The organism is Pantoea sp. USHLN256, assembly GCF_037149875.1.
In the GTDB taxonomy this organism is placed as follows: domain Bacteria; phylum Pseudomonadota; class Gammaproteobacteria; order Enterobacterales; family Enterobacteriaceae; genus Pantoea; species Pantoea nemavictus.
On record NZ_JBBCQO010000001.1, the window covers coordinates 41,279 to 66,909 of the forward strand.

A 25,631-nucleotide genomic window follows, 5' to 3' on the forward strand; every position below is an offset into this window, starting at 1 on the left:
CTTATGAACGTAGTGAACCGATGCAGAGCGTGGTGCGCCGCGCTGCTGCTGCTCACCTGTAGCCCGTCGCTGCTGGCCGCCACGCCAGACGACCAGCTGATTGTGGGCATGAACATGAACAATCTCCTCACTCTCGATCCCGCAGCCATGACCGGCAACGAAGTGGTCGGCATTGTGGTCAATCTCTATGACGGTTTGGTTGAGTTAGATCCGCAACAGCTCACCAACGTGCGCCCGGCGCTGGCGGAACGTTGGGAGATCAGCCCCGACAATCGTCAGCTCACCTTCCATTTGCGTGACAATGTCACCTTCCACTCCGGCAATGCGTTGAGCAGCGCCGATGTGATTTGGTCGATGCGCCGCGTGCTACACCTCAATCTGGCGCAGGCGTCGGTGTGGAAATCTTACGGCTTCAGCAAAGAGAACGTCGACCAGATGATCAGCGCGCCGGATGCGCGCACGGTAGTGATTCGCTTGCCTAAGCCTAACGATCCCAAACTGGTGCTCTATTCGCTGGCGGCGCTCGGCAGCATGGTGGTGCTTGACAGCAAAACCGTGCAGGCGCAGGCGGTAAATAACGATTGGGGCAATCGCTGGCTCACCACCCATGAAGCAGGGTCAGGACCGTTTCGTCTGGACGTGTGGCAAGCCAAAGATGTGCTGCGCATCAGCCGCGATCCCCACTACTGGCGCGGTGCACCCAAGCTGCAGCGCGTAGTGTTCCGTCATCTGCAGGAGTCGCAAACTCTGCGCCTGATGATGGAGAAAGGCGACCTTGATATCGCCAGCAACATGGCGATTCCCGATGTGAAGGCATTGCGTCACGATCCCGACCTCTCCATTGATGCCGTGCAAAAAGGCACGATTTATTACCTGGCGATGAGCATGAAGGACGATCACTTCGCCAATCCGCAGGTGCGCGAAGCGTTACGCTATCTGGTGGATTATCAGGGCATCAACAAAACGCTAATGGCCGGTTACGGCACGCTGCACCAGCGTCCGATTCAATCCGGCATGCCGGCGACGCTGCCCGATCCGGGTTACAAGCTCGATGTGCCGCGTGCCAAAGCGCTGCTGGCGGCTGCGGGTTATCCCAACGGTTTTGATACCACACTGCGCGTGCTGGCCGATCAGCCGTTCCTCAATGTCGCCATCGCCATTCAATCCACGCTGATGCAGGGCGGCATTCGCGCCAAAATTATTACCGGCACCGGCAACCAGATTTATGGTGCGATGCGCGATCGCCAGTTCAATTTGCTGGTGGGACGCGGCGGCAGCGGCGTGGAGCCCCATCCGCACTCCAGCCTGCGCGCGCTGGTTTACAACCCCAACAATGCCGACAGCGCGCGTCTCACCAATTTTCAGGGCTGGCGCACTGGCTTTTATGATGCGCAGCTGAACAGCATGATCGACAAAGCGCTGCTGGAGCGCGATGCCAAACAGCAGCAGCAGGATTACTTTGCCATCCAGCAACGTTACGACCAGCTGATTCCGGCGCTGATGCCGATTTCGCAAATGACCGATTCGGTGGTGGTGAACCATCGGGTGCAGGATTACGTGCCGCATCCGTCGGCTACCACTTTCCTGCGCGACGTGTGGAAAACGCCAGATAGCCAGGCAGGAGGTACGCAATGAAGCTAAGCAAAAGTCACTGGCGTCGTCTGCGCAGCCGCACGTTGCAGGTGGCGATCACCCTGTTTGGCCTGCTGCTGCTGACCTTCTTTATTGGTCGCGTGATGCCGCTCGACCCGGTGCTGGCGATTGTCGGGCCGGATGCTGACCACAATACCTACCAGCAGGTTTATCATCAGCTGGGCTTTGATAAACCGCTGTGGGTGCAGTTTGGCATCTATCTGCAGGGCTTGCTGCACGGCAATCTCGGGCTGGCGCTGCTCACCGGACAACCGGTCATTCACGATATCCTGCGCGTCTTCCCGGCCACGGTGGAACTGGCGACGCTGGCGATTGTGATTGGCACCGGGCTCGGCGTTCCGCTCGGCGTGTGGGCTGCCGCCCGTCGCAACAGCCTGATTGATTATCTGGTGCGCATCATCAGTCTGGCGGGCTATTCCACCCCCATCTTCTGGGTCGGCATGGTCGGCCTGCTGCTGTTTTATGCCCATCTCGGCTGGGTGGGTGGCGCGGGTCGCGTTGACTTCAGCCTTGATGGCATTGTGCCGCGCCGCACCGGTTTCCTGCTGATTGATGCGTTGCTGGTAGGCAACTTCACGGTGTTCAGTAATGCGCTTAACCACTTGATTCTGCCCGCTTTCCTGCTCGGCTTTCACTCGCTGGCTTACATCAGCCGCATGACGCGCAGCTTCATGCTGGCGCAGCTGTCGCAGGAGTTCATTCTGACGGCGCGGGTAAAAGGCCTTAGCGAGTGGCAAGTGATTTGGCAGCACGCATTCCGCAATATTCTGGTGCAGTTGCTGACGGTGGTGGCGCTGGCCTACGGCTCGCTACTGGAAGGCGCGGTGCTAATCGAAACCGTCTTCTCGTGGCCCGGTTTTGGTTCTTATCTCACCGGCAGCCTGATGCTCGGCGATATGAATGCGGTGATGGGCTGCGTATTGGTAGTCGGCCTGATTTTCGTGCTGCTTAACCTGCTCTCTGACCTGCTTTATCAGGTGTTCGATCCGAGGACCAAAGTATGACGATTTCTCTCGATACGCCGTTAGCCAGCCAGACGCGCGAACGGCTGGCGCGCTGTCGCCGCACCGGCGCGCGCATTGGCCATTTTCTCTGGCAAATGGCGCGCAACCCGTTAACCGCGATTGGCGGCGGGATTATTCTGCTGCTGCTGGTGGTGGCGCTGTTTGCACCGTGGATTGCGCCCTATCACCCGCTGATTCAGGACCTCAACAATGCGCTGACGCCGCCGAATGCGCAGCACTGGTTTGGTACCGATGAGTTTGGTCGCGATATTTTCAGTCGCCTCGTCTGGGGCGCGCGCATCACGCTGTATATCGTGCTGCTGGTGTCAATCACCGTTGGCCCGCTGGGCCTGCTGCTCGGCGTCACCGCCGGTTATTTCGGCGGCAAAGTTGATAGCGTATTAATGCGCGTCACCGACATCTTCATCTCCTTTCCGAGTCTGGTGCTGGCGCTGGCGTTTGTCGCCGCGCTCGGTCCGGGACTGGAGCATGTGGTGATTGCCATCACGCTCACCGCCTGGCCGCCGATTGCCCGTCTGGCGCGTGCTGAAGCGCTGTCGCTGCGCCAGGCCGATTTTGTTTCGGCGGTGCGCTTACAGGGCGCCTCTTCACTGCGCATTTTGTGGAAACACATCGTGCCGCTGTGCCTGCCGTCGGTGATTATCCGCATCACCATGAATATGGCCGGCATCATTCTCACTGCGGCCGGACTGGGTTTTCTCGGATTGGGCGCGCAGCCGCCGGATCCTGAATGGGGCGCGATGATCGCCAGCGGCCGTACCTATATGCTCGAGTGTTGGTGGGTGGTGACGGTGCCGGGTCTGGCAATTCTGATCAACAGCTTAGCGTTCAACTTCTTAGGAGATGGCTTACGTGACATCCTCGATCCCCGCAGCGAATAGCGCTGCACCGTTGCTCGACGTACAGGATTTACAGGTCAATTTCGTCAATGGTCGCCTCGTCACACCCGCGGTGCGCGGCATCTCCTTCCAGTTAGGCAAAGAGAAACTGGCGATTGTCGGCGAATCCGGCTCCGGCAAATCCACCGTAGGTCGTGCGCTACTGCAACTGCATCCGCGCAGCGCACAAGTCACCGCACAGCGTATGCAGTTTGGCGAGATTGATCTGCTGCGCGCCACGCCCGCGCAGATGCGCGCCATTCGCGGTAAACGCATTTCAATGATTATGCAGGATCCGAAATACTCGCTAAATCCGGTGGTGCGGGTTGGTGAGCAGATAGCCGAAGCCTGGCGCAGCCATCATCCTGGACAGCGCGAAGTGGCGCGTCAGCGAGCGATGGAGATGCTTGAGGTGGTGCAGGTGCGCGATCCCGGGCGTATTTATCAGTGTTATCCGCACGAAATTTCTGGCGGTCAGGGCCAGCGCGTGATGATCGCCATGATGCTGATTACCGATCCCGAGTTGCTGATTGCCGATGAACCCACCTCGGCGCTGGACGTTTCAGTGCGCCTGCAGGTGCTGGCGCTGCTGGATGATTTGGTGAAACAGCGCGGGCTGGGGCTGATCTTTATCAGCCACGACATCAATCTGGTGCGGCGCTTCTGCGATCGCGTGCTGGTGATGTATGCCGGGCGCGTGGTGGAGTCGCTGGCCGCCAGCGAACTCGATCGCGCACAGCATCCCTATACGCAAGGCTTACTGGCCGCGCTGCCGGATATGGATCAGCGTCGCGCACGGCTGCCGGTGCTGCAACGTCAGGCCAGCTGGCTGCAACCTTAAGGAGCAACGATGAACGAGATGATCCGCGTCAGTAATCTCAACCTCAGTTTTGGCGAGGAGGAGCGCTGTAATCAGGTACTGTTTGACGTCAATTTATCGATTCGCCAGGGCGAGATTTTTGGTTTGGTCGGCGAGTCGGGATCGGGCAAAACCACGGTGCTGAAATGCCTGGCCGGGCTGTTTACCCACTGGCAGGGCGAGCTGGCGATTGACGGCGTCGCGCTGGAGCATCGTATCGCCCGCGAGCGTTGCCGCAGCGTGCAGATGGTGTTTCAGGATCCTTACGGATCGCTCCATCCGCGCCACACTATCGGCGATATTCTTGAGGAGCCGCTGCAGATTCACGGTATCGGACAGCGCCAGCAACGGGTGATCGCGATGCTGGAAAAAGTGGGCCTCAATCGCGCGTGGCAAACGCGCTATCCGCATCAGCTCTCCGGCGGTCAGCGACAGCGCGTCGCCATTGCTCGTGCGCTGATCCTTGAGCCGCGCGTATTGCTGCTGGATGAACCGACGTCGGCGCTGGATGTATCGGTGCAGGCGGAGATCCTCAACCTGCTCAGCGACTTGCAGCAGCAGGAGAAGCTGACCTATTTGATGGTCACGCACGATCTCGGCGTGGTAGCGCATCTGTGCCATCGCGTGGCGGTCATGCAGCATGGCAAAGTGCTGGAGACACTGGATGTCGATGCGCTGGTAAACAACCGCGCGCAAGTGGCCTATACACAGATGCTGGTCGATGCGAGCCGGCAGGATAATGGGGTTTTGGCGTAGGTTCGCCATTGATGGTGACCAGGTGCGCATCAATGCGCACCCTACGAACAAATTACTGCGTCAGTTCACGCACAAAGCGCGCAATTTCCTCACTCTGACCATGCTCAAACAGTGCATGCTGCAGACGTGGGCCGCTCAACGCGGTTTTGACCAGTTCAGGGTCGATGGCGCGCAGTGAATCGAGGTAGTTCTCTTTCAGCAATGCCGCTTTCACCTGATTAAGCAATCCGGCATTGCGCACCTGCGGCTCTTTACGCTCTGGCGGATAGCCGTGCCCTTTCTCGCCGGTGAAGGCTTTTTCGAAGATAAAGCGCAGGTTCAATTCCGCGCCCCAGCCGAAGCCTTTGGCGAACGGCAGCGACAGCGCATTGCCGTTATTGATTTGCGCAAACAGGTAGGCATCGGCGGGATCGATGCAGTAACCGCACACCACGCCGGGATGCAGGTTAAGCGACATTAAGGCGCCCTGTCCGGTGCCGCAGCCGGCTACCACGAAATCCACGGCTTGGCTGTTCAGCAGCACGTTGGCCATGATGCCGAGGTGAATGTAGGTCAGATGATGATCTTGCTCGTCGCTCATACCGACGTTAAACACCTGATGTCCGAGCGGTTGCGCCACGGACTGAAGCTCTTTCAACACCGTTGCGTTCTTCGCAGCCTGGCTGTTTTCCATCATCAAAGCGATTTTCATGATCCATCCTCAGATTAAATTGAAACACCGTTTCATTTTAATCAAAGAACGGTAAAATGCAGCCTTTAAATGCCTTTTTGACTGTGAGTTATGTCACACATTCACCATGCAACCGGCAAGGAGAAAACATGTTTATCTATAAAAACACCACGCAATTAGAGGATCTCGGCAACGGCGTCACCCGCAGGGTGCTGGCGCACGGCGGCAGTATGATGGCGGTGGAAGTGACCTTTGCGCAGGGTGCCGTTGGTCCGCTGCATCATCATGCGCATGAGCAGCTTACCTACGTGTTGTCGGGACGTTTTGCCTTTACCATTGATGGTAAGACACAGGAGGTCGGCGCGGGGGATACGCTGTATAAAGCGCCCAATATTGTCCACGGCTGCGTTTGCCTGGAGGCCGGCGTGCTGCTGGATACCTTTACGCCCCAGCGTGAGGATTTTCTGGCGGCACCGTAACGCGCCGCCAGTGAAATCAGCGGGCGGCCCACCACAAGCGCAGCTTGAGGCCCCACCCGCTGGTCCAGCCGCTGCTGGTGCTGATGACTTTACCTTGATGCAGCACGATAAAGGTCGGTGTAGCGTTGATATCCCAGCGCTGGCCGATCGCCCCGCTTTCATCATTGATCGCCACACCTTGCAGCCCTTTCTTCTCCAGCCAGGTCGCAACCCGCGCATCATTGCCGGAACGCAGCGCCACGCTCACCACTTTTACGCCTTGCTGGCTTAACGATGCCACGGTGGGTGTGGTGAGCTTGCATACGCCGCACCACGTGGCCCACACGTAGACCAGCAGCGGCTGATGCTGACTGAGTTCGGCAAGATTAACCTCGCCCTGCAGCGCGGTTAGCGGCTGTTGCGCCAAATCAACGGGCAGCTGCGGCGCGCGCAGCCAATCCATGCCCCACAGCGCCGCAGCGACAATCAACACCAGAAAAAGCGCCTCACGTAACCCGCGCTTCACGCGACTCATTGCTTCGCCTGCAGCGCGCCTTTCACTGCGGCTTCCAGCTGTTCATACGGCACCGCACCGCTGATCATCTGATCGCCCACCAGCGTGGCTGGCGTGCCCTGCACACCCAACTGCTGCGCCAGCGTCAGATTACTGTTGATGGTATCGAGGCTGGCTTTGCTTGGCTGTTTCAGCGTAATGCCGGTTTTCTCTAGCGCCGCATCGATACTGGCTTCATCGTGATTGCCCTTCTTCGCCATTAAACGCTCATGCAGCTTGAGGAAGTTCTTTGGCTGCTGCTCCCAGACGGTAAGCGCCAGACGTGCCGAGGTCAGCGAGGTTTCCGCGCGATACGGCAGCGGCTTAATCACCACCGCCACCTGCGGATAGGCTTTCATCAGCTTTTCTATGTCTGCTTCAAACTTTTTACAGAACACGCAGTTGTAATCGGTGAAGTAAACCAGCGTCAGCGCGGGCTTCTCAGCACCGATGCGCGGTGAACCGGCATCGTTGAACAGCACATCATGGTTTTTCTTCACCATCTGCGCGACCACATTTTGCTGCTGCTGTGCCGCTTCTTTATCGAATGCATCAGCCGCTTCCGCCAAAATCGCTGGGTTCTGGACTAATGTTTCACGAATCAGCTCCTTAATGCGCACTTCCTGCTCAGGAGTAAAAGGCGCAGCCGCAAGTGCAGGCATAGCAAGGAACATCAATGGCAGTAACAGGGATTTCTTCATTATTTTTTCGCCTCAGAGAGAGTGGAGATCACCGCTTCACGACTCAGCAGCGGTGACAAAATCTGGCCTTGCGGCAGTGCCGGGCCATAAATTTGGTTAAAAGGAATCGCTACGCGATCGCGGCGACGCAGGAACTCACCGATAGCGGGATCGGGTTGCGTCCAGTCGCCGCGCAGCAGCACCACATCATCGGCCTTCAGCGCAGCACGCACATCCGGCTGATTAAGCACGCGGGATTTATTCACTTTGCAGGTAATGCACCAGTCTGCGGTGACATCAACAAACACCCGTTTGTCCTGCTCGAGCGCCTGATGGATAGCGGCTTCGGTCAGCGGCTGCCAGTGCAGCGCATCCTCTTCCGGCTCGATGCGCGTCATAAGCAGTAACGCACCGGCCAGCGTCAGCGTGATAAACACCAGGCCCGCCTGTTGCAGCGCACGGCGTTTAATCAGCCAGACACACAGCACCAGCAGCAGCGCCACCGCCAGCACTAGCGCAACCGTGCTGCCCCAATGCGGTACCAGCAGCGTCACCAGCCAGAAGGTGGCAAGCAGCATCAACAAACCGAGCACAGTGCGCAGATGCACCATCCAGCGACCGGGACGCGGCAAGCAACGCGCCATACCCGGCAACGCCGCAACCAGCAGCCACGGCAGGCTCATGCCCACACCCAGCGCGACAAACAGCAGCCACAGCTGCGGCAGCGGCGCCGTCAGCGCGTAAGCCACGGCGGTACCAAGAAACGGTGCGCTGCACGGCGTGGCCAGCAAGGTGGCAAATGCGCCCTGTCCGAAGTGTCCGAGCAGACCCTCACCGCCCTGGGTCGCCAGTTTAGTATTCAGGCCCGACGGCAAGCGGAAGTGCAGCAGATCAAACAGGCTGGCGCTGAACAGGAACATCACCAGCACCATCACCAGCAGGAAACCGCTACTCTGGAACTGGATGCCCCAGCCCAGCGCCTGGCCGCTCAGTCGCAGCCCCGTCATCAGCAGCGCCAGCAGCAGGAAGGAGAAGATAATGCCGGCGCTGGAAGCCAGGAACTGCTTGCGCGTTTGACGCTGGGTTTGCCCCTGCTGCTGCACCAAACTGCTGAGCTTGATCGCCAGCACCGGCAACACGCAGGGCATCAGATTGAGGATTAAACCGCCCAGCAGCGCCAGCAGCAGCACGGACCAGAAGGTCTGCGCTGCCTCGCCCGACACCAGCGTTTCCGCGCCGATGGTTAACGAACTTTGCTGCGCGATGCCCGCATCGGCCACCACCAGCGACAGCGTTTTGCCGCGCAGATCCGGTGCCGCTTCCCCCCACTCATCGGTTACCGCCACGCGCGCGCTGAGCGTATCGCCATTAACATTGATGTGCGGTGCCGCCAGCATGCTGCCCGGCGGATAGTCGAAGAACAGCTCTGGCTTTTGCCAGCCACCCTGACGCTCGGCACGGATTTGCAGCTCACCGTTGATGAAGCTGGCGGCGAGTTGATCGGTTAAGCCGCTTGCCGCCGGAATTTTTCCCATCGCCTCGGCGAAATCGCGCGGAAAATCGGCGTCAGCGGGCTGCGTCAGGTCGAGGCTGAACGGGAAGTCGGTAAGAATGCAGACGTCGCTACAGGTCGAGAGCGTCAGCGTACCTGCCAGCCGCTGGCTCGACAGTTTTGCCAGTGTGATTGGCAGCGTGATATCGCCTTTGTAGCCTTGCGTGGTCAAACCGCTGACGTCAAAACGCGCGGGCGCTGGCCAAAACCATTGCGCATTAACCTCTGGCGTTTGCCAACGAATTTCCGGTGCTACGCCGCCTTCACCCGGCGTGCGCCAGTAGGTTTTCCAGCCAGGTTGCAAGCGGATATCCAGCAGCAGTTGCTGATCATTATTGTGGCTGGCGCTACGTAGACGCACTTCCGCGTGACTGTTTTGCGCATTGCGCAGCCAGCCAGTATCTGCCGCCTGCGCGGTGATCGCACAGCTCGCCAGCAGGAGCAGCAGGCTCCTGATAAATATAGACATGGTGATTCTCCAGTGAATAACAGGGTTTACGCGATGCAACGCGTAAGTGTTATTCCCGGAAGACGCAGAGGGTCAGATGCCGCCGTCGCAGTGGCGTAAACAGCGGTGTCCGGCGATAGCAGAAGGAGGTAGAGCGTTGCGTAAAGGTGGCAATCAACGCCAGCAGCAACAGCAGGAAAGGCAGTGCGGTATCCAGGATCGGCGCGGCGGCACTCAACGATTTCGCGCTCAGGGCACAGGGCTTTTCGCTGCCGCTGGCATCGTCATTACCGTTTACCTGCGTGGACGCGCTGACTTGCGCCAGCGGCGCAGATGGCAAATTGAAGCTGCGCTGGACGAGACAAAACGCCAGCACCAGACAAACCAGTGCCAGAATCCATTTTGCGCGTGATAGCGATATCGTCATGCCGCAGCCTCAGAGAAAAGTGCGGGCATTTTAAGCATCGACAGCAGAAACACCAAGCTTTGCAGTGTAAACTTTTGTCTTTGTTGTGCGGAGCTTACTTTGAGCCGGTGGCATAAGGGTACCAACCGGGCTGATGGGGAACAGTTTGCTCGCTGTAGTTAAAGGTGCTTGCTGTCCCCCATCCCGGCCTTCCCCCGCAAGCGGGGGAAGGAGACGCAGCCATATGCTGCTTCAGAACTCACATGCATGGCGACCAGGTCAATCACGGCATGCGGCTAAACAATATCATCTACGACGCCGCCATCAACGCGCAGCGCGGCGCCCGACGTGGCTGATGCCTGTTTGGAACAGACATACACCACCATATTCGCCACCTCTTCCACCGTAGCGGCACGCTGAATGATGGAGCTTGGCCGATGGGCCATCACAAACGCTTTCGCTAACTCTTCCAGCGGCTTGCCGGTGCGTTTCACTTCATCTTCCATCATCGCGGCAAAGCCATCGGAAAGCGTAGGGCCCGGCAGCACGCTGTTGACCGTCACACCACTGCCCGCCACCACCTTCGCCAGTCCGCGCGCCAGCGACAGTTGCGCGGTTTTACTGACGCCGTAGTGCAGCATTTCGGCAGGAATGTTCAGCGCCGACTCCGAGGAGATAAATACCACTCGCCCCCAGCCACGCTTCACCATCTCCGGCAACAGTGCCCGCGACAGGCGCACGCCAGACATCACGTTGGTTTGCCAATAGGCTTCCCAGGTTTCATCGTCCACTTCATAAAAGTCCTGCGGGCCGTAAATCCCGGCGTTATTGACCAGAATATCGATGGGCGGCAAGCCGTTGAGCAGCTGTTTGACGCCCTGCGCACTGCCAAGGTCGGCGATGAAGGTGTGGATTTTTGCCCCCGCCACCAAACCGTTTAGCTTTTCACGCGCGCGACTGACCGAGGCTTCGCTGCGCCCATTCAACACCACTTCCGCCCCGCTGGCGGCTAAGCCCTGCGCAATAGCAAAACCAATGCCGCCGGTTGACGCGGTAACCAGTGCTGTTTTTCCGTGTAAATCGATGTTCATGGAACTCTCCTATGCGATCGTTATCACAAAAGCCTGGTTGATGCCGCCAAATATGCATTGACAAATCATGCGGTTATTATCACGACGAGGGATTAACGGCGGCCCGAACGGCACGTTGTCCCGTCCGCCATGCCACTGCAAAAGCCACAATCAACAACAGCAGCAACACCGGCGTGAAACTGGCGATACCGAAACTCTGCAATAACATGCCGCCCAGCATGCCGCCACCCGCAATCGCCAGATTCCATACTGTTACCAACATCGATTGTGCGACATCAGTCGCGGAACTCGCCCGCTGCACCATCGCGGTTTGAAACAGCGTTGCCGCACCACCAAAGGCCAATCCCCACAATCCCACCGCCAGCCATACCAGCAGCGCACTGGACACATTCAGTTGCAGCAGCAGCGCTGCAGCGATGAAAAGGCCGATGCAACTAAGCGTTAGCGGCTGGAGATATCGGTCCACTAATACGCCGGTGATGACGATACTGACCAGCGAGCCGCTGCCAAACAGCAGCAGGATCGCGTCGGTACGCGCCATTAACCCAGCCGGCTGCAGGAACGGTGAGATATAGGTGTAGAGAATGTTATGCGCCAGCACGAAACACAGCACCAGCGCCAGCACGCTACGCACGCCGGGCAAGCGCGCAACGGTGGCCAGAGACAAACGCTGCCGTGCCGCTTGCCCGGGCTGTTCTGGGGCAGTGAGACGCAGCACCAGCATCAGCAGCAGTGACAGCCCACTTAACGCCATAAAACTCAGGCGCCAGCCGATGGCGTTACCCACAAAGGTCCCGAGCGGCACGCCAATCGATAGCGCCAGCGGCGTGCCTGCCATCGCTATCGCAATCGCTTTGCCTTTTTTTTCCACTGGCGCCATCGACGCGGCATAACCGGCCAGCAACGCCCACAAGACGCCAGCAGCAGCACCCGCGACACCGCGCGCGATTAGTAGTAAAAGGTAGTCATTAGCCATGGCGGTGATCAGATTTGCTGCGGTAAAACCGGCCAGGGTGAATAGCAACAAACGACGGCGCCGCACGCCTTGCAATAGCGTCATCAACGGGATCGCCGCCAGGAAGGAGCCCACCGCATACACCGTAACGCTCTGCCCGGCTGCCGCCACTGAAATGGATAACTCCTGCGCCATCGGCGTCAGCAATCCGGCGGGAAGCGCCTCGGTAACGATGGTGACAAACGCTGCCAGGCTTAATGCCAGCAGCGGAATCAAAGGTAAACGATCGCTCATAACGCCTCCCGCATTCCCTGCGGCTCATCCAGCGCCTGCGGCATCACCGCCTGAAGTAAATCCTGCATGCTTTTCTCTCGTGAATAATTAATAGCTTCACAGTAGTCACTTCTCAATTGCGGAAAAAGCGGGGTATATTTCTCGACTTAACGGACATTTATGTCCGCAATCGCGAGGCAACATGGACAGTCTGAACAGTATTGTGGTGTTCGTGCAGGTGGCGGAAACCCGCAGCTTTGTGGCTGCAGGGCGGCATTTAGGGCTTTCCGCCTCTGCGGTGGGCAAAAGCATTGCCCGGCTGGAGGATAAACTTGGCGTGCGGCTATTTCACCGCAGCACGCGCAGCATCACGCTGACCGCCGAAGGCGCGCTGTTTCTGCAGCGCTGCCGCCGTATTCTGGCCGAAATTGAAGCTGCCGAAAGCGAGCTGTCGCAGGCAGCAGGCCGTCCCGCCGGGCGTTTGAAACTGAGCCTGCCGATTGTGGGTTCGCTGATCTTGCCGGTGTTAGGCGACTTTATGCAGGCCTATCCGGACATTCAGCTCGATCTCGACTTTAGCGATCGCGTTGTCGATGTCATTGCCGAAGGATATGACGTGGTGATGCGCGCTGGACCGCCGACGGATTCACGCCTCTCGGCGCGCAAGCTGGGTTATGCCTACTCCATCGCGGTGGCCTCGCCAGACTATCTGGCCCGTTATGGTGAACCTAAAACACCCGAAGCGTTGACGCAGCACGCTTGTCTGCACTATCGCTTTAACACCACCGGTAAGCTGGAGCGCTGGGTGCTGCGCGGCTACGAGGATGAACAGGAGCTGACGCTGCCCACCACCATGATCTGTAACAACATTGAGACACGCGTCTGCTTTGCGCTGCGTGGATTAGGAATCGCCATGCTACCTGATTTCTCGATTCGCGAAGCACTGGCACAAGGTACGCTACGCGAGGTATTAGGTGACTTCGCCTGCCATCGCAACGTGTTTCACCTGTTGTGGCCCGCCAGTAAACATCCGTCGCCGAAAGTGCGCGCGCTGATCGACTTCCTCAGCGCACGCGTTTTTCAACCAGAAGCGGATAACGCCGGCCGGGCAGCGATTGGCCGTCGCAACTGACGCTGCAACCAGGCAAAGGCGGCCGCCTGGTCTGGATTGCGTGCATCCAGTTGCAACACCGGACCCAGCGCCATCGGCTGCGCGCTTTCGGCCAGCTTGCGCAGCTCCGGCAAATACTCGGCGCCGGGATGACCGGGCATACGATCCGTCAATCGCGACTGATAGCGTGCCACCGCATCATCGGGCGAAATCGCCAGCCACAGCTCCAGCACCCGCGTCACGCCGGCGTGCTGCAATCCCTGCTGCAATACTTCGCGCGGTTGAAAGCCAAACCAGGCATCGATCACATAGGTGCAGCGCGCCGGGGCTTGCGCCACCACTTTCCAGATCGCCTGATAAGCAGCACAGCCCAGTTGTCGATTGCGCTGGCGATCCACCGGCGCAAAGCTGGCCATAAACGGCTCTTTCAGGCTATCCAGCGTCAGCACCGGCAAGCCGAACTGCTCGGCCAGCGCGCGCGTCAGGGTGCTTTTGCCCGACGCCGGAATGCCATTCACCAGCACCACCACCTTCTCTTCAGTGTCGGTTGTCATAGGATGTCTATCACCTCCGCGGCACTGCTGGCGTTGCGCAGTCGCACCAGCGTCTCTTCATCTTCCAGCAGCGTCACAATTGCGCGAATGCCCTCTTCAATGTGGGCATTGCTATCACGCGCGCCGAACATAATCACGATGTCGGCTTTGTCGCTGCCGTCGAACGAAATCGGCTCATCCAGCACAATCATGCTAAAACAATCTTTCAGCACGCCGGCTTCTGGCCGGGCGTGAGGGATGGCAATGCCCTCTTCAAACACGTAGTACGCGCCATGTTCCAGCGTATTGGCGATCACCGCTTCCGGATAGCTGGCTTTGATGTAACCGCCGTTAACCAGTGGAAGCGCAGCCAGCGCAATCACCTCGCGCCAATCCCTGGCGCTGATCCCCACCTGAATCGCACTTGCCTCCTGCAGCAGCTGTTTAATACTCATACTGCCTCCTAAATTGATTTGCGAATGGTGTTGCGCAGTTCATCAATTTTGACAAACAGCGGATCAATTTCCTGACGAAAACGACGGCTTTTAGCAAAGATATTTAATGCACGATTATACTCTAGCATTAATTGTTTTTGCGTATCTGTCGCCTGCGGATTATTTGCCAGCTGTTGCTCTAGCTGGCTTATTTTATCGCTGATGGTTTCAGCCTGAAGATCTATTTCCTGTGAATCCTGGCTCTTATTATCCGAGCCCTTTTTCAAGAATCCAAACATAGCGTCTCCTGCCCCGAATGGCGCCGGGCACCTCAGGTTATTACGTCATGAGTGAGTCGGAATTAGCGGAACAGCTGAATCTTTTCTACCAGAACATTGGTCACCGCGTCGTTAGCTGGCACGAGGAAATTGCGCACGCTATCGTTGACCTTGCCCTTTTCAAACGTCTGCTTACAGTTGGCTACCCACTGCACATTCATCTCAGTGCCGACATTCACTTTCTCGATGCCGCTGCGCACCGCAAGACGCATATCTTCATCGCTGACGCCGGTGCCACCGTGCAACACCAGCGGCGTATGCGTGGCGTCAGTGATATCCGCCAGGCGCTGATGCTGAATGTGCGCTTTGCCGGTGTACAAGCCGTGTACCGTGCCGATGGAGATGGCTAACATGTCGACGCCGGTCTCCTCCACGAAGCGTTTGGCATCGTCTACCGTGGTGAAAGCCGTTTCGCTCATCGCCACCACTTTGCCATCTTCAGAGCCGCCAATGGCGCCAAGTTCCGCTTCCACTGAGACATCCAGCGGACGTGCCATATCAATAACCCGACGCGTATTGGCAATGTTCTCTTCAATCGGTAAATGTGAGCCGTCGTACATAATCGAACTGAAGCCGGCATCCAGGGCGGTTTGAATCGCGGCTAAATCGGAACAGTGATCGAGATGCAAGCAGGTTGGGACATTGCGGCTCTCTGATAATGAACGAATGGCATCCACCAATAATTTATGTCCCAGATATTTCGCGGTGCCGGTAGATATCTGAATCATTAATGGACTATTGGTTTTTTCTGCCGCGCTAAAAAAGGCCGGCAACATCTCCAGGCAGTGCAAATTAAAGGAACCCAGCGCTTTAAAATCACGTTCTTTAGCCACCTGTAACAGATCGGTAAAGTTATAAAGTTTCATGGAGCTTTTCCTCATGGGATTTAGACTTGGTGGATTTTCCGTTAACAAACCAGGCGATAAGGGTAATAAAGGCAATAAACAGCGCAACGAATAGCCAGTTATTCTGGAATGCGTGGCCGAGCACCAGACCGGTACTGATCACATCCGAATCACTGAAGGTGACGCCGGTAAAACCGTAGCTTTCCAGCATCGGCACCAGAATCGCCGGCAGGAAGGTGATGAACAGACCGTGAACGAACCCACCGATCATCGCACCGCGACGTCCGCCGAGCGCATTACCAAATACGCCTGCGGTACCACCGGCAAAGAAGTTGGTCAGCAGGCCAGGCAGAATCATCGCCAGACCAAACATCGGGAACACCAGCATGCCGACTACCGAACCCAGGGTGGTGGCGAGGAAGCCGACAATCACCGCGTTCGGGGCATAGGGGAACATCACCGGGCAGTCGAGCGCCGGTTTAGCATCGGGCACCAGACGCATGGCAATACCGCGGAAGGCTGGCACCAATTCGTTCAGCAGTAGGCGCACGCCGCTGTACAGCACGAACACGCCGCACACGAACTGAATTGACTGCATAAAGGCATACATCAAATAGTTCATGCCGTTGCTGTACTGGCCGATAAATTCCGGACCGGCTGCCACAGCGGGAATCAGGTACATCGGTACCATCACCACCGCCATCGACAGATAGGTGTCCTGCAGGAATTTAAAGTTGTCGGGCAGTTTGAGATCTTCAGTAGAACGCGAGCCTTTGCCCACCACCTTCGCTACCGCCGCCGTCAGCAGGTAGCCGATGGTGCAGAAGTGGCCGAGCGCCACGTCATCGGAGTCCGTAATGCGGCGCACCACCGGTTGTGCCAGCGCGGGCATCACCACCGCCATAATGCCGCCGAAGATGCCGCCGGTAAGGATCAGAGGTAAACCTGTCAGCCCCGCTTTATAGCCAATCACCGCACCGATTGTCGCCATCCACAGCAGCGCCTGACCGGTCAGGAAGATGTATTTGAACGGTGTCAGACGCGCAATGATGATATTGACGATAAAGATCACCAACAGCGTCAGCGCCACTTCTGAACCCAGCTCGCGGTTCGCTAACCCGGCGATGGCGGCAACGTCGGTGATATAACCCTGCATGCCAAAACCGTGGGTAAAAATGGTGTTGAGGAAGGTCAGCGTGCCAACAATAATGTTGATACCGGCCATCATAATTAAGAAACCGAGCAGGGTTTTAAAGGTGCCTTCCACCACCTTTCCCGCCGATTTTTTTTGCAGTAGCAGACCAATCAGGGCAATAAAGGCGATCAATATTGATGCCTGCCCTAATAGATCTTTTACCAGGAAGTCGATCACACTATTCATGATTAGCAACCTTTAAGTTACGTTCTTTCATAAATGCCACGATTTTTTCTTCAATTTCCGCTTTATCAGTGAGCTTATTGAGAATAATCACCCGCTTAATTTGTTCCGGGCTGGCATCGGCATTTAACACATCAGCGAAGGCTTTCTGGGTTAAAATCATGTCGGATTTAAAGGCGTTGGCTTCAGAAATGGTGGTGTGATCGATATCAGCATCGATTTCGAGTTTCTTTAATACCGACTTGGCGCTCATCTCAATCGCAAAGCTAGAACCCAGACCACATCCACAGACACATAATATTTTCAGCATGGCTATTTCCTCACAGAATTTGCAGTTGTTTAGCGAGTTTATAATGATGCCCTTCAGTATCGACCAGGCGTTTTTTCATGCTTATTAAATCAATCGGAATCGGTCGATTACTGCCATTAATAATCACCGCTTTATTGCGCATTCCCGACTGAATACAACGCGCGACTTCACTGGCCATAATGGTGCCCTGGTAAATCTCTTCACAGGTAGGGTCGCCATTACGCAGGCCGTAACCGATAATGGTTTTACGAATACGGACACCGATTAACGGTTCAATTTGTTTAATTAAGGTGTCGATAGCACCCTGGAAGCCCGGTGAATATTCACGGGTATAGCCTTCCGAGCACAAAATAATCACGCTGTTCTGCGCGGCCAGCCGCTGCGTGATACGCTCAGCCAGCTCCTGCGGCGCAATCTGGCATTCGGGGATCAGCGCGAAATCCGCATTAGACTTGATCGCCGACTGCAGGGTTAATTCGCCGCAATAGCCACCGAGCAGCTCCACCATAAATACGCGACCGGTTAACGCACGCCCGGTATTGCGTAATTTCGCCACCTCTTTTAATACCTGCTCGCAGGCGGTGGAGAATCCAATACTGTAATCACTACCAAATACGTCATTATCGATGGTCATGCCAACGCCGAAACAGTTGACGCCAAATTCGCTTAGCGTATGCAGGAATTGCAATGAACCATCGCCGCCGGCCATAATTAACACATCAATACGCAGCGACTTAAGATGTTTAGCAATGCTTTCATATTCGGGCCGAATTAATTTTTTGCTGGTGCGTCCCGACTGCATTACCGGAATAGCGGCAATGGCATAATCCACTAAATCGCGCTGGGATATTTCCTGGTGATTATTTTCCAGCAGACCCGGTATACCGCCATTAAATAACACCATTTCCGCCTGCGTTAAGCGCGATATTTGGTACACAAAGTTATTAATCCCGGTGACATCGCCACCGCTGATCACCATGCCAATTCTCATTGTCATCACCCTTCATGCTGTGCGTCTGATATTCATTCTTCCGATTAACCGACTTGTTATTTGCAACGGATGTCACACTTTTGCCATGAATTTCCATGTTGAGATCGTTGACAGCGCTTATTGATGACTTAATTTTGTGATTTAAATCACATCCACATTTCAGGCTTTTGATAACAATATCTACCAAAATCATACTGTTATATTTAAATCAGGCAGCTAAACTTACCGGTATAATTAACGCCGCTAACGCTCGTTTTCTTTCGATCTATTTTGTGATTTCCCGCGCATTTTTATCGTTCCCTGACGTTTATTCCGTAAAAGATAAAGGGATAATGATTGCGTGCGTTATTTCCCTGTCAGTGCCAGTCAATGATTGACTCAATGCGGCTGCGCTTGTCCAATACCGTGGCGGATAAAGAATAAATAAGAGAGAAGATGAGCATGCAGAAGGAAATGTTGCGTGAGTTGGCTGACGTGGTGGGTGACAAGCAGTTATTAACCCATGCTGATGATAAAGCCTGGTATATAAAAGGATTCCGCGTCGGACGTGGCGAAGCGCTGGCGGTGGTGTTACCGCAAAGCTTATTGCAGCTGTGGCAAACGTTACAGGTGTGTGTGACGCACGACGTCATCGTACTGATGCAGGCCTCGAATACCGGCGTCACCGGTGGCTCCACGCCCGACGGCAACGATTACGATCGCGATGTGGTGATCATCAGCACCCGCCAGCTTCAAGGTGTGCAGGTGATCGATCAGGCGCGTCAGGTGATTGCGTTTCCCGGTACCACCCTCACCGAACTGGAGCACACCTTGCAGCCACTGGGCCGCGAGCCGCATTCGGTGATTGGCTCGTCCTGCATCGGCGCGTCAGTGGTGGGCGGCATCTGTAATAATTCCGGCGGTTCGCTGATTCGCCGCGGCCCGGCCTTTACCGAGAAGTCGCTGTTCGCGCGAATTCATGACGATGGCCGATTAGAGCTGGTCAATCACCTGGGTATTGCATTGGGCGAGACGCCGGAGGCAATGCTGGACGCGCTGATGCAGCAGCGCTATCAAACCGGCGAGCAGCCCGACTGGCAGGGGAAAATCTGGGCTGATGATTACGCCGATCGCCTGCGTGACGTCGCGGCAGACTCTCCGGCACGCTTTAACGGTGACCTGCGCTACCTGCACGACAGCGCCGGCAGTGCAGGAAAAGTGGTGGTGTTTGCCGTGCGCTTGCCCACCTTCGAAGCCAGTGCCGGCAGCGATACCTTTTATATCGGCACCGATGATGAAAGCGTGCTGGTTGAACTGCGGCGTTATCTGTTAACCCGCATGAGCGAGTTACCTCTGCAGGCGGAATATATCCATCGCAACGCCTTTGATTTGACGGTGCGCTACGCCAAGCATATGTATCTGGCGATCCGCAAACTCGGTCCGCAGGCGATTCCACAGATGATGGCAAAGAAAGCCAAATGGGATGTGCGCGTCAGTCACCTGAAGTTCCTGCCACGTAATTTTGTTGATCGGATGCTGCAATGCTTTAACCAACTGACGCCGAGCTTTATCGCGCCGCGCATCATGGCTTACCGCAGCGAGTATCAACACCATTTGATGATTAAAGTCGAGTCGCAGCAAACCGCTGAACTGCAAGCGCTGTTGCAGTCATTCTTTGCAGAACACGCGGGCGGCTTTTTCCACTGCGATGCGCGTGAAGCGGCGGATGCGTTTCTGGTGCGTTTTGGCGTGGGCGGCTGCACCATCTCCTACTGTGATGCGCTAGGCTACAACCCCAACGAGCGGCTGGTGGCCTTCGACGTGGCGCTACGGCGAAATGATGATGCGTGGCGCCTGACGCTGCCGGATCACCTGGCGATGCAGGTGCAGGTCGATTCATGCTGTGGGCACTTCTTCTGTTTTGTGAATCACCAGGATTACGTGCTGAAACCGGGCTACGACGCCAAAGTGTTTAAGGAAGAGGTGAAGCGGTATCTGGAGCAGCGCGGGGCTAAATATCCCGCCGAGCACAATGTCGGACATCTGTATGAGGCTTCATGCGAGCACGTGGAGCACTGGAAGCAGCTCGATCCTACCAATAGCTGCAATCCGGGGATTGGCAAAACCAGTAAGAAGAAGTTTTGGCGATAAATGTAGCTTCAGCAGCCAGGTCGCCATAAATGGCGTAATGCTCGTCAGTTAAGCAGCGCACTGGCTCCGCGGGGGTTCCGTCCGCTAAGCGTATGGCAGTTTCAGAATGTGTGAAGCAGGCGGCCGGGCTAAGGTCCGAAGGCGCGGACCTTAGCAATCCGCGCCTGCGCCGTCCTCGCTGTTCCCTCGCTTATCACTCCGGCCTGACGGACCGCGCGGATTCGCCATCCCTGGCTCATGCCGCGCTTTCGCCGACGTCGTGTCGGCTCATCCTGGCCGTCACTCTGCGCTCGGCGCTGCGGATAGCGCTCAACACCATCGCCTGTCATTACCGTATCTGATTTGAAATTTTGCTGGCTGAAGATTTAGGGCTACCTGGTCGCCATGAATGGCGACCCTACAGGCGTTACAGCAATGATGATTCAGGAATAGGCATTGATGCTACAGCGCGGGTGTGGAGGCGACATCCCAGCCCGCTGAGCGAGTGAGGGATTCCAGGGCGAGCCGCAGGGATGCGGCGAGAGGCGGCGCTGAGCAGGAGCGAATCGCCGCCGGTCCGTCAGGAATCGTGAGGGAGTGAAGGCACCGCGAAGCGGCGGGATGGGCTGGCGCAGGGCCCGGGAGTGCAGAGGGCGCGGCCAGGCGTCCTCTGCTCGGTCGCCGCACGGCATAGCTGAAACTGCCTCAGCCGATGGCGAACGAAAGCCGCTCAGCGCTTAGCTGATCGGCATTACGCCATAAATGGCGACCCTACGGTTATTTAGCGGGATTTCGTAGGGTGCGCATTCATGCGCACCTGGTCACCATCAAGGTGCATCCTTAGCGATTATGACTCAGCAAACATCGATGCGATTATTTCGCGTATGCTTCGGTTGAGATGGTCAACGTCACGTCATCGCCTACCGCTGGCACATACTTATCCAGCTTGAAATCCGAACGCTTAATCACGCCAGTGGCATCAAAACCAATCGCCTCTTTTTTCACCATCGGATGCATGCCCTGCTGATTCAGCGTGGCATGCAAGGTGACCGGCTTGGTAATCCCTTTCAACGTCAGGTTACCTTCCACGTCGAATTTGTTATCACCCTTGGCTTCCACTTTAGTGCTGTGGAATACCGCTGAAGGATATTTTGCGGTATCGAAATACTCAGCACCGAGAAACTCTTTGGTCAATGCAGGTACGTGGGTATCAATTTGCGTAATCGGCAGCGTGACATCAACGCGCGACTGCTGCGGCTGATCCTTATCAAATACGATTGACCCTTTGCTATTCGGGATATCGGCCGTCGGGTGAGAGAAACCAAAGTGCGTCCAGGTCACGATGACCGAGGTGTGCGCCGGATCGAGGGCATAGTGCATCGCTGCAGCCTGTGACAAGGGGGCATAAAGCGTAGCCGCCGCCAACAGTGGCAGCGCAAGACGGGTAACGTTTTTCACTCGCAGTTCCTTTTAGATCGGGATAATGCAGTGAGTGTCGCCCTTTACCCGCTAACTAACCAGTGAAGAGATTTGCTGGTGACTGTCAAATATATTCAAAAATATCAAATGGAAACAATTACAGACTGCGAAGGTTTCATTCCATTTTATTTGCGAACAAAATCAACCAGCGATGCCTTTCACGCAGCAGGCGATAGTGAAGGTGCTGTAGCTGCTGTAGCGTCAGCGACTGGATGGCGGCGCGGTTAAGAATGGGTAAGCCAAACTGCTGGCGCAGCGCTTCTTGCGCACGCTCGCTGTTGTCCTGGTTTACGCACTGCATCGCTAAGTTGGCCTGCCAGGCCGCGAGATTGGCTGCAGGAATAGCGGCGATTTCAGCGAGCATGTCCCGCATAAAGCGTTTGCAGTGGCCAAGCAGCGTGCGCCACGGGATATTCGGCGACTGCAGCGCCAACAGTAAACCATCGACATCCGCAACTCGCTGATAGCGCGCCGACACCACATAGCCAATTTGCTTCTCCACCCGCAGCTGCTGGAAGAAACGCGTTTCCAGCATCAGCGCCAGCGTGCGTAACGCCGCGAGGCTGGCGTTATCTGCGTGCGGCAGCGGCATAAACAGTAACAGCGCCTGATCGCTCCCGTCACAGGCAACCGGCATCACGCCGCGATGCAGCATGGCAGGTGGCGCATCGCGCGCCAGTTCGGGGGAGAAATCGCTGAGCAGATGAGCCACGCGCTGGCTTAACGCACCTTCTGTGCCGCACCACGCGACCAACCATGGTGGTGTTGCCTGCGGCGGGATCAGCTTGCCAGGCAAAGCGGCCAGCAGCTGACGAATAACGATAGAGTGCGTTGTCGTGACGCGTTGATCCTGCGCCGGTGCGTTGAGCGCATGTAATGCCTGATGCACGCAAAGCAAAGCGCGATCGGCGCAAGCAGGCAAATTAAGCACCAGCTGCCAGCTACCCTGTTTTTGCTGCCAGCTGCCGTTGCCACCGGCGTGACGCAACTCAGCCAGCACCGGACGCAATAAGCGTTGCCGCGCCTGCGCTTCCTCATCGCGCAACAGCTGATAAAAGGCCGGGCGCAGCAGCAGCGTCTCAACCGATTGCACGGGCGCAATCACCGGCAGCGGCTGCGCCACTGGCGGTAAGCGAGGCAAACTTAGCTGTGCTGACGCCGGATAAAAGTGAAACGTCGCAGGTTCGATGGCGACCCACGGTTGGGTCAACCATTCAGCCAGTGGCAGCGTAAATCCCTGTTTCTGCTGCGGTATACCCTTCAGCTGTTGCTGCGTGAGCAAACGCCTGCGTGGGCAATGAGGCAACGCAGAGGCAAAGTCCGTCAAATTAGCGGGAACGGTTAAGCCAGGCGCGAAGCCGAGCGCCCTGCCGCGTAGCTGCTCCAGCGCGGACGCGGCGGCGAAATCCTGCTGGGCAAGCTGCGCGTAGTGCTGATGCTGCCGCGCATGCGCCCCTCTTAACGCGGTGAGATGCTGCCAGAAGTAGTGTTCAATACGTTGCGCCTGCGCAGGAGCAAGCTGCACAGCGCTAAAACGCAGCGCCAGCAACGCGTGTTGCGTATCCTGCCACAACCACTGGGCGTTAAAGGACTGACATAGCCCTTCACGGCGCAGTAGCGCCATTAAGCTGCCGGGTGCTTCGTCTTGCCAAAAGGTATTTAGCAAGGTGACATTGTCACGAATGGTGGGCTCATCGCCGTCAATCAGCAGCGCCAGCCAGAAGCTCTCTTCACCCGCCAGTTGCAGCAAACCATCACCTGGCAACAGTAGAGGTTCGATTGCCGCTGGGGTTGCACCACCCGTTAATAATCTGCTGCCAAACTGCGACGCCAGCTGCGCCAGTTCATCGAGCGATTGCGGACCTTGCAGCCAAAGCTGCATGTTTTCAGCGTGATACCAATGCTGATGAAATGCCTGTAACGCTGCACGCAAATCAGTGACGTTGTCACCAAATGCCGCGCGACTGCCCACGCGAAAGCGTTGAAAACGGCCTTGCAGCGCATCAAGCAGCGCCGCTTCACTCAACGTCTCAGCATGGCTTTGCAGCAGCTGATACTCAGCATCAATCACCGCCACTTCGTGCTGGATAGCCTGCGAGGTGAGCAGCGGTGCCGCGAGCATATCGCACAGCCGCTGCACGCCGGCTGATAACGCCGCTGCCGGCAGCTGGCAGAAAAAGGCGCTGCGGCTCAGCTGCGTGGTGGCATTCACCTGGCCACCCTGCTGCTGCACCCACGGCATCAGGCGGTTGTCGTCGCTGAAGTTTTCACTGCCGCAAAACAGCAGATGCTCAAGCAAATGCGCCAGGCCTGGCCAACGATCCGGCTCATCCAGGCTGCCCGCCTGCACGCGCATTAACGCCGCCGCATCGCGTGCGCCGGGTTGATGGTGCAGATAACAGCGCAGGCCGTTGGCGAGCGTGATCTGGCGCGCGTTCATCAGGTGACGCGCAGCTTAAAGATCAGTTCGGAGTTGCTACGATTGCGGAACTGCAGCTGCTGGATTTTGATATCACTGCAATTAGCCTGACGCCGCGCTTCGAGGATTTTACCGTGATGCGGCGACTTGCTGCACACCGGATCGGTATTGTCCGCATCGCCGGTCAGCATAAACGCCTGGCAGCGACAGCCGCCAAAGTCCTTCTCTTTCTCATCGCAGGAGCGGCACGGTTCCGGCATCCAGTCAAAACCACGATAGCGGTTAAAGCCAAACGAGTTGTACCAGATGTCATCCAGCGTGCGTTCCAGCACCGACGGGAACTCGACCGGCAGCTGACGCGCACTGTGGCACGGCAGCGCGGTGCCGTCGGGCGTGACGCTAAGGAAGATCGATCCCCAACCGCCCATGCAGGGTTTTGGCCGCTCTTCATAGTAATCCGGCGTGACGAACAGCAGATTGGTCAGATTGCCGCTGGCGCTCATGCGCTGACGATAATCGGCCACCACTGCTTCGGCATTGGCGATCTGTTCGCGCGTCGGCAGTAATCCTTCACGGTTAAGCTGCGCCCAGCCATAGAATTGACAGGTTGCCAGTTCGACATCATCGGCCTCCAGCTCGATACAGAGATCGATGATTTTGTCGATCTGGTCGATATTGTGGCGATGCAGCACAAAGTTCAGCACCATCGGATAGCCGTGCGCTTTCACCGCTTTCGCCATCTCCAGCTTCTGCTGGAAAGCCTTTTTCGAACCCGCCAGTGCAGCGTTTAACGTTTCATCGCTGGCCTGGAAGCTGATCTGGATGTGATCGAGCCCGGCATCAGCAAAGGCGTCGAGTTTTTTCGCCGTCAGGCCGATGCCCGACGTGATCAGGTTGGTGTAGAAACCGAGATCGCGCGCGGCGCGGATCAGCTCTGGCAAATCTTTACGCGTTAGCGGTTCGCCGCCGGAAAAACCGAGCTGCACGCTGCCCATGGCGCGCGCCTGGCGGAACACCTCAATCCACTGTTCGGTGGTCAGCTCTTTCTCCTGCTGGGAGAAATCCAGCGGATTAGAGCAATACGGGCACTGCAGCGGGCAGCGATAGGTCAGTTCTGCCAGCAGCCACAGCGGCGGCGTAACGGCTTTACTCGGGTTCACGACAGAGTATCCATTTTTGTTCGATGGCAGATTGCAGAAACTCTTTTACGTCATCGCCCACGCCGCCCGCTTCCGGGAAACGCGCATCCAGCGTAGCGGTGATCGCGGCCACATCCTGTTTGCCATCCACCAGTTCGAGGATCGCCGTGGCGGTTTCGTTTAGCTTGGCCATGCCTTCCGGATAGAGCACGACGTGGCTCTCCTGCGCCGCTTCCCACTGCATGCGGTAACCGCGACGGAAAGCAGGAATCACATTATCTTTCATAT

Annotated in this window: 26 protein-coding genes; 8 read left to right on the plus strand and 18 right to left on the minus strand. The window is 56.8% G+C overall.

Features of this window, described 5'->3' with window-relative positions:
• Nucleotides 1-3: 3 nt before the first annotated feature.
• From WFL93_RS00180 to WFL93_RS00200, 5 genes are read left to right on the plus strand one after another with little or no spacing between them, the layout of a single operon-like run.
• Nucleotides 4-1,635 carry an ABC transporter substrate-binding protein gene (locus WFL93_RS00180; protein WP_336777026.1) on the plus strand — a complete coding sequence of 544 codons (1,632 nt, stop codon included), beginning with the start codon at nt 4-6 and terminating at the stop codon, nt 1,633-1,635.
• On the plus strand, nt 1,632-2,657 hold the full coding sequence (locus WFL93_RS00185) for an ABC transporter permease (RefSeq protein WP_336777027.1): 1,026 nt from the start codon (nt 1,632-1,634) through the stop codon (nt 2,655-2,657). The genes WFL93_RS00180 and WFL93_RS00185 overlap by 4 nt, the downstream gene beginning before the upstream one ends.
• A complete protein-coding gene (locus WFL93_RS00190; protein ID WP_176972282.1) occupies nt 2,654-3,559 on the plus strand; it encodes an ABC transporter permease in 906 nt (301 codons plus the stop codon). The genes WFL93_RS00185 and WFL93_RS00190 overlap by 4 nt, the downstream gene beginning before the upstream one ends.
• Nucleotides 3,531-4,397, plus strand: a complete 867-nt coding sequence (locus WFL93_RS00195; RefSeq protein WP_049851755.1) for an ABC transporter ATP-binding protein — start codon at nt 3,531-3,533, stop codon at nt 4,395-4,397. The genes WFL93_RS00190 and WFL93_RS00195 overlap by 29 nt, the downstream gene beginning before the upstream one ends.
• An 18-nt stretch (nt 4,398-4,415) precedes the next feature.
• Complete coding sequence (locus WFL93_RS00200; RefSeq protein WP_161804877.1) at nt 4,416-5,171, plus strand: ABC transporter ATP-binding protein; 756 nt, start codon at nt 4,416-4,418, stop codon at nt 5,169-5,171.
• 52 nt (nt 5,172-5,223) lie between these two features.
• Here WFL93_RS00200 and WFL93_RS00205 read toward each other — a convergent pair whose 3' ends face one another.
• Nucleotides 5,224-5,862 (minus strand): RpiB/LacA/LacB family sugar-phosphate isomerase, encoded by a 639-nt coding sequence (locus WFL93_RS00205; protein ID WP_180823554.1) that lies wholly within the window; start codon nt 5,860-5,862, stop codon nt 5,224-5,226.
• A gap of 128 nt (nt 5,863-5,990) precedes the next feature.
• Here WFL93_RS00205 and WFL93_RS00210 point away from each other — a divergent pair, with 128 nt between their 5' ends.
• A complete protein-coding gene (locus WFL93_RS00210) occupies nt 5,991-6,320 on the plus strand; it encodes a cupin domain-containing protein (protein ID WP_336777028.1) in 330 nt (109 codons plus the stop codon).
• A 16-nt stretch (nt 6,321-6,336) separates the two neighbouring features.
• Here the strand turns inward: WFL93_RS00210 and WFL93_RS00215 are convergent, their stop codons facing one another.
• The 6 genes from WFL93_RS00215 to WFL93_RS00240 all read right to left on the minus strand — a co-directional run bounded on the left by WFL93_RS00215 (nt 6,337) and on the right by WFL93_RS00240 (nt 12,278).
• Nucleotides 6,337-6,834, minus strand: a complete 498-nt coding sequence (locus WFL93_RS00215; RefSeq protein ID WP_049851760.1) for a protein disulfide oxidoreductase — start codon at nt 6,832-6,834, stop codon at nt 6,337-6,339.
• Complete coding sequence (locus tag WFL93_RS00220; RefSeq protein ID WP_336777029.1) at nt 6,831-7,553, minus strand: DsbA family protein; 723 nt, start codon at nt 7,551-7,553, stop codon at nt 6,831-6,833. The genes WFL93_RS00215 and WFL93_RS00220 overlap by 4 nt, the downstream gene beginning before the upstream one ends.
• Nucleotides 7,553-9,553, minus strand: a complete 2,001-nt coding sequence (locus WFL93_RS00225; protein WP_336777030.1) for a protein-disulfide reductase DsbD family protein — start codon at nt 9,551-9,553, stop codon at nt 7,553-7,555. The genes WFL93_RS00220 and WFL93_RS00225 overlap by 1 nt, the downstream gene beginning before the upstream one ends.
• A 49-nt stretch (nt 9,554-9,602) precedes the next feature.
• Nucleotides 9,603-9,959: a hypothetical protein gene (locus WFL93_RS00230; protein WP_336777031.1), complete on the minus strand. Its 357-nt coding sequence runs from the start codon at nt 9,957-9,959 to the stop codon at nt 9,603-9,605.
• Between the two features lie 275 nt (nt 9,960-10,234).
• Nucleotides 10,235-11,029 carry an SDR family NAD(P)-dependent oxidoreductase gene (locus tag WFL93_RS00235; protein ID WP_336777032.1) on the minus strand — a complete coding sequence of 265 codons (795 nt, stop codon included), beginning with the start codon at nt 11,027-11,029 and terminating at the stop codon, nt 10,235-10,237.
• Between the two features lie 79 nt (nt 11,030-11,108).
• A complete protein-coding gene (locus tag WFL93_RS00240) occupies nt 11,109-12,278 on the minus strand; it encodes an MFS transporter (RefSeq protein WP_336777033.1) in 1,170 nt (389 codons plus the stop codon).
• A gap of 181 nt (nt 12,279-12,459) precedes the next feature.
• Between WFL93_RS00240 and WFL93_RS00245 the strand changes: the two genes are divergently transcribed.
• Nucleotides 12,460-13,389 carry a LysR family transcriptional regulator gene (locus tag WFL93_RS00245; protein ID WP_336777034.1) on the plus strand — a complete coding sequence of 310 codons (930 nt, stop codon included), beginning with the start codon at nt 12,460-12,462 and terminating at the stop codon, nt 13,387-13,389.
• Here the strand turns inward: WFL93_RS00245 and WFL93_RS00250 are convergent.
• The 7 genes from WFL93_RS00250 to WFL93_RS00280 all read right to left on the minus strand — a co-directional run bounded on the left by WFL93_RS00250 (nt 13,338) and on the right by WFL93_RS00280 (nt 18,197).
• The gene (locus tag WFL93_RS00250; protein WP_049851766.1) at nt 13,338-13,922 is read right to left on the minus strand and encodes an AAA family ATPase; all 585 of its coding nucleotides are present in this window, start codon (nt 13,920-13,922) and stop codon (nt 13,338-13,340) included. The two genes, WFL93_RS00245 and WFL93_RS00250, sit on opposite strands and share 52 nt — an antisense overlap.
• Nucleotides 13,919-14,356: a PTS sugar transporter subunit IIA gene (locus WFL93_RS00255; protein ID WP_336777035.1), complete on the minus strand. Its 438-nt coding sequence runs from the start codon at nt 14,354-14,356 to the stop codon at nt 13,919-13,921. The genes WFL93_RS00250 and WFL93_RS00255 overlap by 4 nt, the downstream gene beginning before the upstream one ends.
• Before the next feature lie 8 nt (nt 14,357-14,364).
• Nucleotides 14,365-14,634, minus strand: a complete 270-nt coding sequence (locus WFL93_RS00260; RefSeq protein ID WP_336777036.1) for a hypothetical protein — start codon at nt 14,632-14,634, stop codon at nt 14,365-14,367.
• Nucleotides 14,635-14,696: 62 nt separating this feature from the next.
• Nucleotides 14,697-15,539 carry a class II fructose-bisphosphate aldolase gene (locus WFL93_RS00265; RefSeq protein WP_009128201.1) on the minus strand — a complete coding sequence of 281 codons (843 nt, stop codon included), beginning with the start codon at nt 15,537-15,539 and terminating at the stop codon, nt 14,697-14,699.
• The gene (locus WFL93_RS00270; RefSeq protein WP_008110085.1) at nt 15,526-16,899 is read right to left on the minus strand and encodes a PTS sugar transporter subunit IIC; all 1,374 of its coding nucleotides are present in this window, start codon (nt 16,897-16,899) and stop codon (nt 15,526-15,528) included. Before WFL93_RS00270 ends, WFL93_RS00265 begins: the two co-directional genes overlap by 14 nt.
• Entirely contained in the window at nt 16,892-17,206 is a 315-nt protein-coding gene (locus tag WFL93_RS00275; RefSeq protein WP_008110086.1) for a PTS sugar transporter subunit IIB, read from the minus strand. The genes WFL93_RS00270 and WFL93_RS00275 overlap by 8 nt, the downstream gene beginning before the upstream one ends.
• A gap of 10 nt (nt 17,207-17,216) precedes the next feature.
• Nucleotides 17,217-18,197, minus strand: coding sequence for a 6-phosphofructokinase (locus tag WFL93_RS00280; protein WP_049851768.1), 981 nt, complete (start codon nt 18,195-18,197; stop codon nt 17,217-17,219).
• Between the two features lie 435 nt (nt 18,198-18,632).
• On the opposite strand from WFL93_RS00280, the gene dld reads away from it, so the two are divergent.
• Nucleotides 18,633-20,327, plus strand: a complete 1,695-nt coding sequence (gene dld, locus WFL93_RS00285) for a D-lactate dehydrogenase (protein ID WP_336777037.1) — start codon at nt 18,633-18,635, stop codon at nt 20,325-20,327.
• An 852-nt stretch (nt 20,328-21,179) separates the two neighbouring features.
• On the opposite strand, the gene WFL93_RS00290 is transcribed toward dld, so the two are convergent.
• The 4 genes from WFL93_RS00290 to pqqD form a co-directional block, all read right to left on the minus strand.
• Nucleotides 21,180-21,764 (minus strand): YceI family protein, encoded by a 585-nt coding sequence (locus tag WFL93_RS00290; RefSeq protein ID WP_007891816.1) that lies wholly within the window; start codon nt 21,762-21,764, stop codon nt 21,180-21,182.
• 136 nt (nt 21,765-21,900) lie between these two features.
• Complete coding sequence (gene pqqF / locus WFL93_RS00295; RefSeq protein ID WP_336777038.1) at nt 21,901-24,225, minus strand: pyrroloquinoline quinone biosynthesis protein PqqF; 2,325 nt, start codon at nt 24,223-24,225, stop codon at nt 21,901-21,903.
• Nucleotides 24,225-25,364, minus strand: coding sequence for a pyrroloquinoline quinone biosynthesis protein PqqE (gene pqqE, locus WFL93_RS00300; protein ID WP_336777039.1), 1,140 nt, complete (start codon nt 25,362-25,364; stop codon nt 24,225-24,227). Before pqqE ends, pqqF begins: the two co-directional genes overlap by 1 nt.
• On the minus strand, nt 25,351-25,629 hold the full coding sequence (pqqD, locus tag WFL93_RS00305) for a pyrroloquinoline quinone biosynthesis peptide chaperone PqqD (protein ID WP_049851772.1): 279 nt from the start codon (nt 25,627-25,629) through the stop codon (nt 25,351-25,353). The genes pqqE and pqqD overlap by 14 nt, the downstream gene beginning before the upstream one ends.
• Nucleotides 25,630-25,631: the final 2 nt, after the last annotated feature.

Bases quoted from the DNA above. Each gene is read 5' to 3' on its own strand.
- dld (WP_336777037.1), top strand. From the start codon at position 18,633: ATGAGCATGCAGAAGGAAATGTTGCGTGAGTTGGCTGACGTGGTGGGT.
- WFL93_RS00280 (WP_049851768.1), bottom strand. From the start codon at position 18,197: ATGAGAATTGGCATGGTGATCAGCGGTGGCGATGTCACCGGGATTAAT.
- pqqD (WP_049851772.1), bottom strand. From the start codon at position 25,629: ATGAAAGATAATGTGATTCCTGCTTTCCGTCGCGGTTACCGCATGCAG.
- WFL93_RS00245 (WP_336777034.1), top strand. From the start codon at position 12,460: ATGGACAGTCTGAACAGTATTGTGGTGTTCGTGCAGGTGGCGGAAACC.
- WFL93_RS00220 (WP_336777029.1), bottom strand. From the start codon at position 7,553: ATGAAGAAATCCCTGTTACTGCCATTGATGTTCCTTGCTATGCCTGCA.
- WFL93_RS00225 (WP_336777030.1), bottom strand. From the start codon at position 9,553: ATGTCTATATTTATCAGGAGCCTGCTGCTCCTGCTGGCGAGCTGTGCG.
- WFL93_RS00230 (WP_336777031.1), bottom strand. From the start codon at position 9,959: ATGACGATATCGCTATCACGCGCAAAATGGATTCTGGCACTGGTTTGT.
- WFL93_RS00215 (WP_049851760.1), bottom strand. From the start codon at position 6,834: ATGAGTCGCGTGAAGCGCGGGTTACGTGAGGCGCTTTTTCTGGTGTTG.
- WFL93_RS00260 (WP_336777036.1), bottom strand. From the start codon at position 14,634: ATGTTTGGATTCTTGAAAAAGGGCTCGGATAATAAGAGCCAGGATTCA.
- WFL93_RS00190 (WP_176972282.1), top strand. From the start codon at position 2,654: ATGACGATTTCTCTCGATACGCCGTTAGCCAGCCAGACGCGCGAACGG.
- WFL93_RS00275 (WP_008110086.1), bottom strand. From the start codon at position 17,206: ATGCTGAAAATATTATGTGTCTGTGGATGTGGTCTGGGTTCTAGCTTT.
- WFL93_RS00180 (WP_336777026.1), top strand. From the start codon at position 4: ATGAACGTAGTGAACCGATGCAGAGCGTGGTGCGCCGCGCTGCTGCTG.
- WFL93_RS00185 (WP_336777027.1), top strand. From the start codon at position 1,632: ATGAAGCTAAGCAAAAGTCACTGGCGTCGTCTGCGCAGCCGCACGTTG.
- WFL93_RS00250 (WP_049851766.1), bottom strand. From the start codon at position 13,922: ATGACAACCGACACTGAAGAGAAGGTGGTGGTGCTGGTGAATGGCATT.
- WFL93_RS00200 (WP_161804877.1), top strand. From the start codon at position 4,416: ATGATCCGCGTCAGTAATCTCAACCTCAGTTTTGGCGAGGAGGAGCGC.
- WFL93_RS00270 (WP_008110085.1), bottom strand. From the start codon at position 16,899: ATGAATAGTGTGATCGACTTCCTGGTAAAAGATCTATTAGGGCAGGCA.
- WFL93_RS00235 (WP_336777032.1), bottom strand. From the start codon at position 11,029: ATGAACATCGATTTACACGGAAAAACAGCACTGGTTACCGCGTCAACC.
- WFL93_RS00265 (WP_009128201.1), bottom strand. From the start codon at position 15,539: ATGAAACTTTATAACTTTACCGATCTGTTACAGGTGGCTAAAGAACGT.
- WFL93_RS00205 (WP_180823554.1), bottom strand. From the start codon at position 5,862: ATGAAAATCGCTTTGATGATGGAAAACAGCCAGGCTGCGAAGAACGCA.
- pqqF (WP_336777038.1), bottom strand. From the start codon at position 24,225: ATGAACGCGCGCCAGATCACGCTCGCCAACGGCCTGCGCTGTTATCTG.
- WFL93_RS00210 (WP_336777028.1), top strand. From the start codon at position 5,991: ATGTTTATCTATAAAAACACCACGCAATTAGAGGATCTCGGCAACGGC.
- WFL93_RS00240 (WP_336777033.1), bottom strand. From the start codon at position 12,278: ATGAGCGATCGTTTACCTTTGATTCCGCTGCTGGCATTAAGCCTGGCA.
- WFL93_RS00255 (WP_336777035.1), bottom strand. From the start codon at position 14,356: ATGAGTATTAAACAGCTGCTGCAGGAGGCAAGTGCGATTCAGGTGGGG.